This window comes from Streptomyces bohaiensis, assembly GCF_012033785.1.
Taxonomy (GTDB): domain Bacteria; phylum Actinomycetota; class Actinomycetes; order Streptomycetales; family Streptomycetaceae; genus Streptomyces; species Streptomyces bohaiensis.
On record NZ_JAAVJC010000183.1, the window covers coordinates 1 to 9,594 of the forward strand.

Consider the following 9,594-nt stretch of genomic DNA (forward strand, 5'->3'; position numbering starts at 1 on the left):
CCCCTCCCCCGCCGGCGCACCCAACTGACCTACCAGGTGAATCCTGGAAAGGAGCCGGAGGCAAGTCATGGCAATTCAGCACGGTCGGTCGAAGGTCAGCGGGCGGTGACCGCCGAGCGGGTCACGCGCGCCAGCTCCCTGGGGTGGGACCGCTCGGCGTGCCGTGGTGCGGCCTGCTCCGGTCCCTGGGCCGGCACCGCCGCCGCACGGGGTGCCTGCCCCCGTCCGCGACTTGGCGCCGCGGCGCGCTTGGCCTGGCCGGCGGCACCGTTCTGCACCTCCATGACCGCGTGGGCGACCAGTCCGCCCATGGGGTCATGGCGGATGAGGTCCCGCAGCCGCGAGCGTGAGGACCTGCCCTCGTTGCCCGGGTACAGGTGCTTGCCGAGGCCGACGGCGTGCGCCAGCGAGGCGAGCGCCGCGGTCCGCGGGTCCGGCGGTGCGCCGGTGCGGATCGCGGTGTCGAGCCGGTGCCGGATCTGCCGGCTCACGATGTTGTCCGACGCCTGGTACCGAGTGGTCGGCAGTACGCCGCACATGTGGTTCTCGATCGCCTGCACCATGCCGCAGCGTTCGAGATGGGTCAGATACGTCTGGCGCAGCCCCAGTCGGGGCCCGCCGATCCAGTGCACCGCACGTACCGGGCTGCCACGTCGGCGCAGCAGCTCCAGTGCGGTGTCCAGGGTGGGATCTCCTGTCGGCCGTGCCAGTACCACGGCTATGCGGTCCCCATCGGGGGCTATCCGTCCGGCGAGCGCCAGTTCGACGAGCTGCGCCCCGGCCAGGCCGAGGTCCAGCGACTGCGGCTGTGCAGTGGTACCCGTTGCCGGGTCCAGAGCGAGCAGCAGCAGCTCCTCCGGAATGGTTCTACGACTCCTGCTCATCCATGCCTCCCCGCGTGGATGACAGACAGGGTGACGCCTCTCACAGGGCTCTGTCGAGAGCACATGTTCGGTTTGTAATGAAACCCGTAGATATGTCGTTGTGGTTTTGTGAGGTAGGGGCGGGAGCCGGAGCACCCCCGGGCCGCGTCAGACTGGTAGCGGCTGATGCTGTTGGAACAGTGGGCGAGGAGGCATGGGGTGGCGGGTAAGTCCCCGGACGGCTCGGAGAGCGAGCGGTCACCGGAGGAAACGCGCGGGAAGCAGGATTCGGTTCCCGCGGAAGCGGTAGCGAAGAACAGCGGTGCTCGGGGGGACGGGCCTGAGAGTGCGACGACGGTGCTGCGCCGCCCGTCGCAGAAGCGGTCGGGCGCCGAAGCGGAGCGCACGACCGTGCTGCGCCGGCCGACCGGCGTGAACGGGAGCGGCGACGGCGCGCGGGGTGAGCGCGTCGACGAAGAGGCGCCCGCGGACCGGGGCACCCTCCGGTTGCGAGCGGGCGGCGGGCTGCTGTCACGGGAGGACGACCCGTCGGAGGCGGAAGCGGACACGGGTACGTCGGCCCGGGCGGACGCGGACGCGGACGGGAACGCGGACACGGACGCGGACACGGACGCGGACACGGACGCGGACACGGGGGCGGAGAGGGCCGAGAAGCCGGTGGCGGCGCGGACGACCGACGCCGATGCCGACGCGGCGATCGGCGGGACCCCCGGCCGGGGGGCGGTCGCGGCAGGCGCCGGCCTGACGCTGGAGAAGAAGCGCACCCCCGCCGCGACGGCCGGCGAGGCCGAGGCGGCAGCAGGGGCGGAAGGGACCGAAGGCGCCGAGGAAGCCGGTGATGCCTCCCCGGCCGAGCCGGAGGCGGCCGGCGACGGGGTCGACCCGGAGGAGAGTGCCCCGGCGTCCGAGGACGGGGCGGTCATCACCGAGGTCGAGGAGGGCACGGAGCCCGCGCCCGCGGCGCAGCCCACGCCGGACCCCGGCCCACCGGCCTCGGACCGGACCGGGGTCCCCGTCACGCTCGCCAAGGCCGGTGACGCCCCCCAGGAGGAGGGCGGGGCCGCCGGCGAGACCGAGCCGGGAGCCGCCGGCGGGGACGCCCCGGCGGGCCCGCTCCGGGGCGCCGACACCGCGACGGCCGACGAGGACGGGGGCGGCGGCGGGGACAACCACGCCACCCGGGTGGTACCGGCGCCCCGCACCGCGGCGGAGTCCGAGGAGGCCGAGGCGGCGGGGACGAGCGACCGGCCCCGCACGGCGAAGCGGGCCGAGCCCGAGAAGGACGACCCGGCCGAGTCCGGCGGACGCGGCGCCGGCGAGGACGTCGGCGAGGACGACGACGAGGGCGAGCACGAGGCGGAGGCCAGGGACGGCGGGACCGGTGCGACGCCGGCCGAGTCCGGTGACACCCGCCGCGCCAGCCGGTTCGTCCCGCTGCGCGACGCGGCCGACGACGGCTCGGCGGTGACGGCCGTCTCCACCGCCGTCGTGCCCGCCGTCACCGCAGGCGGCGGGGACGCCGCCTCCCCACCCCAGTGGGCGAAGAAGCGGACCAGGGAGCCCGCTGCGCTCGCGACCGCCCCCGCCACCCCCGCGGGCACCGGCGAGCGGATCGACGGGCACGCCAGGACGCTCTTCGTCCCGAAGCCCCCCGCGGCGGACGACCCCCGTGACCGGGACCCGGACGCCGCGCCGGCGCCCGAGGGCCCGCCCCCGCCGATCCCGGACTCGCTCCGGGACCCGATGGAGCTGCTGGCCGAACTCACCAACCGCCAGGCGCCGGCGCCGTCACTGCTCCGCTCGACGCTGCGCAGGGTGAAGATCTGGACCCCGCTGGTGCTGCTGCTGGTGGTGCTGCTGGCCGTGGGGCAGCTGCTGCGCCCGCTCCCCGAGCCCGAACTGGTCGCGACCACGGCACAGACGCACACCTTCGCCGGGGAACTCCCGGCCGTGCCGTGGCCGGACACGGGCCAGGCGGCGCTGGACGTGGACGGTGTCGGCACCTTCGGCACCGCCGGCGACCAGGAGCCCGTCCCGATCGCCAGCGTCACCAAGACGATGACGGCCTATGTGATCCTCCGCGACCACCCCATGGAGCCGGACGGCGACGGCGCGGAGATTCCGGTGGACCCCAAGGCGGAGGAGGACGCCGGCCTGGGGGAGAGCCGCGGTGACTCGGTGGTCGAGATACAGGCCGGCGACGTCCTCACCCAGCGGGAGGCGCTCCAGGCGCTGATGATCGCCTCGGCCAACAACGTGGCCTGGCTGCTTGCCCGGTGGGATTCGGGCGACACCAGCTCCTTCGTGCGGAAGATGAACGCCGCCGCCGCGGAGCTGGGCATGGAGGACACCGTCTACACCGACCCGGCCGGTTACGACCTCGGCTCGGTCAGCACCGCGGCCGACCAGGTGAAGCTCGGCCGGGCGGTGATGCAGGACCCGGTGATGCGCCAGATCGTCGGGGTCTCCTCCTATGTCGACCAGTACGGCGAGACCCACCCCAATGGCAACTCGCTGGTGCCGGTCAACGGCGTGGTCGGTATCAAGACCGGCAGCCGCACCCAGACGGGCGGCAACTTCCTCTTCGCGGCCCGCCAGGAGGTGGACGGCGAGAACGTGCTGATCGTCGGGGCCGTCCTCAGCCAGCCGCCCCACCCGTCCGACAACTCGATACGGACCGGTGCCATAACGGCCGGTGACGCGCTGATGCGCTTCGCGCAGGACCAGTTGACCACCGAACCCGTCCTCGCGGCCGGGGAGACGGTCGGCCACGTCGACGACGGACTCGACGGGAGGACCCCGGTGGTGACGAGTGAGGACGTCACCGCCGTCGGATGGCCGGGGCTGGCCGTCCGCGTCGGCCTGTCGGAGGAGCCGGCCGGTCGAGCCGCCTCGGATGCGGCGGCGGACGAGGAGGCGGCGTCCGAGGAGGAGGAGATCCCCGGCCACTACGCGGCGCTGGACGGGTTGCCCTCTCATGCCGAGTCGGGGACGGAGGTCGGCAGCCTCACGGTGGGGGACCGGGACAGTGCGGTCGCCGTACCGGTCGAACTCGGGGCTGCCATGGCCGAACCCGGCTTCCTCGCCCGGCTGTTCCGGCTGGGGTGAGCCCACCGGGCGCCCGCCGCCCACCCTCCGCCCGCGGGGCGCGCCGGTCACCGGCGCGCCCCGCGCGCCGTTGCGGGTGCGCCCCGCCCACGGGCCGCCGCCGTTCATCTCAGCAGACGGGTCTCCGTCGATGCGTCACCGGCGCCCGCGGGGGCACCGCGGGCGGGCCACCCGGCACCGGTGACCACGGAGAGCGACGGGTGAGGGGTCATGGGCGCGTGGGGAGCGCGCAGGGGGCGCGCAATGAATGGTCGCGCGCCTGTGGGGTGGGCGCGCTCCGCGGGGCGGAGCCCGGTGCTCCGGCCGTGCTGCCGCGCGCCCGGTACCGGCCCGGCGCACCACCGTCACCAGGGGGCGAGGGGCTGCCACGCCGCGTTGCGGCGCGCTACAGTCGGTCCTTTCACCTGAGCTGCTGGTGCGGGGGAGGAGCGGCGTGATGAAGTGTCCGTCATGCGGCTCGACCAGCGGTCGACGGCTCAACAACGGCAACTGGGTGTGCAACGACTGTGGCGCGGTCACCGCAGGATGAGGCGGCGTGGCGGGACCTGGATCCGGCCACCCGCGAACGTCTCGATTTTCTGGACCCGGAGGACTTCACCGTCGGGCCAACCCGGGAGGCGGCCGAGCAGTGGGAACGCTTCACGGCCATCCTCGACAAGGCGGAGCGCTACCGGACCCGCATCTGACCGGACCCGCGTCCGACCGGAACCGGGTGCTCCCGGCCGCCCGGTCGACGGGGTCCGCCCCGGCACCGGACCCCGCAGGGCCCGCGCTGCCGCACGCGGCGGGGCGGGCCTGCGGGCGGGCGTCAGCCGCAGGTGTCCAGCATCTCCGTCAGGGCCTCGTGCTCCTCGTCGGTGACCGTCAACTCGTAGGTGTGCTTGGTCGCCGTCCACGCCAGCGCGTAGTCGCACCAGTACGACTCCATCGGCCGCCAGTCCGCCGGCGTCTGGTCACCCTTGGAGCGGTTGGACGGCTGACTCACCGCGATGAGCTGCGGGTTCTCCAGATCGTTGCCGAACTCCCGCCGCCGCTCGCGGTCCCAGGAGTCCGCACCGGACCGCCATGCGGCGGCCAGCGGCACGATGTGGTCGATGTCGACGTCGGCGGCGGCCGTCAGCGTCTCGCCGTCGAACTCGCTGTACCACTCACCCGCCTGCGGCTGGCAGTTGTCGTCCGTCTCGACGCCGACACCGTCCCGGATCAGCACATGCTGCCGGGCGGTGCACCCGTCGGTGGACTGCCAGTGCGGGAACTCGTCGCGCGAGTAGCCCGCCATCGAGCCCTCCTCGGCGACGGTGAGTTCCCCGAGCATGGTCCGGCCCTCCTGGGCGCCGGGGAGGTTGGGCAGCGTCGTCTCCGACGACCCGCCCTCGGGCGCCGAATCACCGGGCGCGCTCTCGGAGATGTCCTCCGGTGACGGGAGCGACAGGCCCTCCTCGCCGCACCCGGTGAGGGTCGCGGCCAGCGCCACCGCCAGTGTCCCGACTATCAGTTGATGCCGCCTCATGCGCGTCATGCCGCCCTGGTTCCGAATAGCGGGTGCCCCCGGCCGGGGGCACGTGTACCGCCGGGAGGCTACCCGGGTCGGCGGCCCGGCAGGCGCCCGGGACACGGCGCGTGTCCGGCGCGCGGATGCCCCGGCAGCGACGGCGTGCCACCGCGCACCCCGGCGCGTGCGGTCACCACCACGGCGCGGCCCCCTCGCGACAGGCGGCTCCCGCGCCCCGTGCGGCACCCGTCGGGCCCCGTTCGCCCGACCCCGGGTGCGGCCCGTCCCGCCTGCGCGACAATCGGGAGTGCGGGCCCTGTACGACAGCGCGGTCGAGGGGTGAACATGCCGGACAGCAGCGAACTCAGCCGACGGCGGGCCGAGCTGACCGAGACCTGGTCACGCTGGGTCCCCGCTCGTGACCCGGCGTGGGGCCCGGCGGGCGGACCGCCGGGCCGCCGCGAGGTCGCGGACTCCTGGCGGCGCTCGATCCCCACCGTCGACCCTCACCGCGACGGGGCGCCCGTCACCGACGGCGGGGCCGTCCACCCCCGCTGGAACGACTCCCCGCTCCGCGGCCCCGTCACGGCGGTCTCCGCGGAACTCCGCAGCACCGCCGAGGACGCCGGGTACATCGCCGCGGTCACCGACCGGACGGGGACGATCCTGTGGACCTGCGGCGGCAGCGTGATGCGCCGCCGCGCAGAGCGCGTCAACTTCGCCCCGGGCGGTCGGTGGAACGAACCTGCCATGGGGACCAACGCGCTCGGCCTCACCCTGCGGACCGGCCGACCGAGCACCGTCTTCTCCGCGGAGCACCTGGTCGAGGCGTTGCACGGCTGGGTCTGCTACTGCGCACCGGTCCGGGCCCCGGACGGCCGGATACTCGGTGTCATCGACCTCTCCAGTACCTGGGACCGCTGCCACCCCATGGCGATGTCGCTGGTCCGCACGGTGGCGTCCGCGATCGAGGCGCGGCTGGCGGAACCCGCCCGGCCCGCCGCGCCCGATCCCCTCGCGCCGGACTCCGGTGTCGACGCGGCCGCGGCCTCGCCGCCCACCGCGGCGGCTCCCGGCGCGCCGCCACCCGCACCGCCCGGCGCGGAGGGCGGACCGCCTCCCGGCCCGGTGCTGCTGCGCTGCCTGGGGGAGACCGCCCGCTGCGTCTGCGACGGCGCAGCGCTCCGGCTCCCGCCCCGCCAGCTGGAGATCCTCGCCCTGCTCGCGCTGGAGCCCCTCGGGCTCACCCCCGCCGCGCTGCGTCTCGCCCTCTACGGCGACCAGCCGGTCACCGATTCCACTCTCAAGGCCGAGGTCTCCCACCTGCGCCGCGCGCTCGGCGGCCACATCACACCGCGCCGCTACACGCTGACCCGTCCCGTCACCTGCGACGCGGTGCAGGTGCTGCGGGCGCTGGACACCGGTGACCTCGCCACCGCGGTGCGCCGCTACCGCGGCCCGCTGCTGCCCCGGTCGGACGCCCCCGGCATCGCCGTGTGGCGCCGCCGCACCGAGGTCGCCGTCCGCTCCGCGGTGCTCGGCAGCGAGGACCCCGAGCTCCTGCTCCGCTACGGCGCGGTGGCACCGGACGACGCCGAGGTCCACGAGCAGACCCTGCGGCGGCTCCCGCCGGACGACCCGCGACGGGCCGGGGTCCGCGGGCTGCTGAGCGCTGCCCGGGCCGACTGACGGACCGGGCCGCCGGCTGACCGGCCGGTTGCCCGGTTGCCCGGTGCGCCGACCGACTCGGCCCCGCACTGCACGCCCCGCACGCCCCGAACCGCGCGCCCCGCACTGCACGCCCCGCGCCGCCGCGTCCCCGCGGCGGTGACGCGCGTCACCGCCGCTGACCTGCGAGCCAACCCCGCGCCAACCAGTGCCGGGCACCCTCGGCGGACGGCGGTGGGACGGCCCGGACTGTCGCCGCGCCGCCGTACCGCAGACGGACCGTGCCGAGGGAGACCTTCCATGGTGTACGCACAGCCCGGGACCGAGGGCAGCATCGTCAGCTACGAGAAGCAGTACGAGAACTTCATCGGCGGCGCGTGGGTCGCCCCGGTGAAGGAGCAGTACTTCGACAACCCCAGCCCCCTCACGGGACGCACTTTCTGCCGGGTGGCGCGCTCCACCGCCGAGGACGTGGAGCTGGCGCTGGACGCCGCGCACGCCGCCGCCCCGGCCTGGGGCCGCACCTCGGTCGCGGAGCGGTCGCGGGTCCTCAACCGCATCGCCGACCGCATCGAGGAGAACCTGGAGAGGCTCGCCGTCGCCGAGACCTGGGAGAACGGCAAGCCGGTCCGGGAGACCCTCGGCGCCGACCTGCCGCTGGCGGTCGACCACTTCCGCTACTTCGCCGGGGTCATCCGCGCGCAGGAGGGCAGCATCGGGGAGATCGACCGCGACACCGTCGCGTACCACTTCCACGAGCCGCTGGGCGTCGTCGGCCAGATCATCCCGTGGAACTTCCCGATCCTCATGGCGACCTGGAAGCTCGCGCCCGCGCTCGCCGCCGGCAACTGCGTCGTCATCAAACCCGCCGAGCAGACCCCGGCCAGCCTGCTGCTGGTGATGGAGCTGATCGCCGACCTGCTGCCGCCCGGCGTGGTCAACGTCGTCAACGGCTTCGGGACGGAGACGGGGCGACCGCTGGCCTCCAGCCCGCGCGTGGCGAAGGTCGCCTTCACCGGTGAGACGACGACCGGTCGCCTGATCATGCAGTACGCCAGCGAGAACATCATCCCCGTCACGCTGGAACTCGGCGGCAAGAGCCCCAACATCTTCCTGGACGACGTCACCGCCGCCGACGACGACTACCTCGACAAGGCGGTCGAGGGGTTCGTGATGTTCGCCCTCAATCAGGGCGAGGTCTGCACCTGCCCCTCCCGGGCCCTGGTCAGCTCCCGCATCCACGACGCCTTCATGGAGCGCTGCATCGCGCGGACCGAGGCCATCGTCGCGGGCGACCCGCTGGACCCCGCGACGATGATCGGCGCGCAGGCCAGCAACGACCAGCTGGAGAAGATCCTCTCCTACCTCGACATCGGACGGCAGGAGGGAGCGGAGATCCTCACCGGCGGCAACGCCCGCACCGTCGAGGGGCTCGACGGCGGCTACTACGTGGAGCCCACCATCTTCCGCGGCACCAACGACATGCGGGTCTTCCAGGAGGAGATCTTCGGCCCGGTGGTCTCCGTGACGACCTTCGACTCCGTCGACGAGGCGCTGACGATCGCCAACGACACGCTGTACGGGCTGGGAGCCGGCCTGTGGACCCGCGACGGCAACAACGCCTACCGGCTGGGCCGCGAGATCAAGGCGGGCCGGGTGTGGACCAACTGCTACCACGCCTACCCGGCACACGCCGCGTTCGGCGGCTACAAGAAGTCCGGCATGGGCCGTGAGAACCACAAGATGATGCTCGACCACTACCAGCAGACCAAGAACCTGCTGGTGAGCTACTCGACCAACCGGGACGGGTTCTTCTGATGACGACCCCGACCGGCGACTTCGAGTCCGAGGGCGGGGCGCTGCCCCCGCCCGCCGGGACGCCCGCCGCCGACACAGCGGCGGACGCCCCACCGGAGCGGGTCCGACTCACCGACGAGGGCGCCCGGTTGGTGGCCCGACTCGCCGAGACCCACGGCCCGCTGATGTTCCACCAGTCGGGCGGGTGCTGCGACGGCAGTTCGCCCATGTGCTACCCGCGCGGCGAGTTCCGCGTCGGTGCCTCCGACGTCCTGCTGGAGACGCTGCCCGACGGCACGCCCTTCTGGATGAGCGCCGACCAGTACGCCTACTGGAAGCACACCGTGCTCACGGTGGATGTGGTGGCGGGCCGCGGCAGCGGGTTCTCGCTGGAGGCCCCGGAGGGCGTGCGCTTCCTGCTGCGCTCCCGCGTGATGACCGAGGAGGAGAGCGCGCGCGCCGAGGCGGCCCCGCCCCCGCCCACCGGCGCGGAGGTCGCGCCCTGACCCGGCGCACCACGCGAGGCCGGCCCGGTCGCGGCACATCCGGTCCTCGCACGCCCGATGCGCCGCAACCGCCGGCCCGTCGCACGCATGACGCGGTGACCGGTGGGCACCCGACCGGTGCGCACCTGCGGCGGGGGGG

The 9,594-nt window shown here is 74.3% G+C and carries 7 protein-coding genes; 5 read left to right on the forward strand and 2 right to left on the reverse strand.

The window, feature by feature from the left end; all coding sequences use genetic code 11:
- Window positions 1-95 precede the first annotated feature (95 nt).
- Window positions 96-884 (reverse strand): GOLPH3/VPS74 family protein, encoded by a 789-nt coding sequence (locus tag HCN52_RS17605; protein WP_168089410.1) that lies wholly within the window; start codon window positions 882-884, stop codon window positions 96-98.
- 336 nt (window positions 885-1,220) lie between these two features.
- On the opposite strand from HCN52_RS17605, the gene HCN52_RS17610 reads away from it, so the two are divergent.
- Together HCN52_RS17610 and HCN52_RS17615 are read left to right on the forward strand one after the other, a co-directional pair.
- Window positions 1,221-3,992, forward strand: coding sequence for a D-alanyl-D-alanine carboxypeptidase (locus HCN52_RS17610; RefSeq protein ID WP_168089411.1), 2,772 nt, complete (start codon window positions 1,221-1,223; stop codon window positions 3,990-3,992).
- A 506-nt stretch (window positions 3,993-4,498) separates the two neighbouring features.
- Complete coding sequence (locus tag HCN52_RS17615) at window positions 4,499-4,678, forward strand: hypothetical protein (protein WP_167973952.1); 180 nt, start codon at window positions 4,499-4,501, stop codon at window positions 4,676-4,678.
- Between the two features lie 122 nt (window positions 4,679-4,800).
- Here HCN52_RS17615 and HCN52_RS17620 read toward each other — a convergent pair whose 3' ends face one another.
- Entirely contained in the window at window positions 4,801-5,511 is a 711-nt protein-coding gene (locus HCN52_RS17620) for an HNH endonuclease family protein (protein ID WP_245175242.1), read from the reverse strand.
- A 318-nt stretch (window positions 5,512-5,829) separates the two neighbouring features.
- On the opposite strand from HCN52_RS17620, the gene HCN52_RS17625 reads away from it, so the two are divergent.
- The 3 genes from HCN52_RS17625 to HCN52_RS17635 all read left to right on the forward strand — a co-directional run bounded on the left by HCN52_RS17625 (window position 5,830) and on the right by HCN52_RS17635 (window position 9,455).
- Window positions 5,830-7,173, forward strand: coding sequence for a GAF domain-containing protein (locus HCN52_RS17625; RefSeq protein WP_168089412.1), 1,344 nt, complete (start codon window positions 5,830-5,832; stop codon window positions 7,171-7,173).
- A 279-nt stretch (window positions 7,174-7,452) separates the two neighbouring features.
- Window positions 7,453-8,970 (forward strand): acetaldehyde dehydrogenase ExaC, encoded by a 1,518-nt coding sequence (exaC, locus tag HCN52_RS17630; protein ID WP_168089413.1) that lies wholly within the window; start codon window positions 7,453-7,455, stop codon window positions 8,968-8,970.
- Window positions 8,970-9,455, forward strand: coding sequence for a DUF779 domain-containing protein (locus tag HCN52_RS17635; protein WP_168089414.1), 486 nt, complete (start codon window positions 8,970-8,972; stop codon window positions 9,453-9,455). Before exaC ends, HCN52_RS17635 begins: the two co-directional genes overlap by 1 nt.
- The last annotated feature ends 139 nt before the right edge of the window (window positions 9,456-9,594 follow it).

Bases quoted from the DNA above. Each gene is read 5' to 3' on its own strand.
- HCN52_RS17605 (WP_168089410.1), bottom strand. From the start codon at position 884: ATGAGCAGGAGTCGTAGAACCATTCCGGAGGAGCTGCTGCTGCTCGCT.
- HCN52_RS17620 (WP_245175242.1), bottom strand. From the start codon at position 5,511: ATGACGCGCATGAGGCGGCATCAACTGATAGTCGGGACACTGGCGGTG.
- HCN52_RS17625 (WP_168089412.1), top strand. From the start codon at position 5,830: ATGCCGGACAGCAGCGAACTCAGCCGACGGCGGGCCGAGCTGACCGAG.
- exaC (WP_168089413.1), top strand. From the start codon at position 7,453: ATGGTGTACGCACAGCCCGGGACCGAGGGCAGCATCGTCAGCTACGAG.
- HCN52_RS17635 (WP_168089414.1), top strand. From the start codon at position 8,970: ATGACGACCCCGACCGGCGACTTCGAGTCCGAGGGCGGGGCGCTGCCC.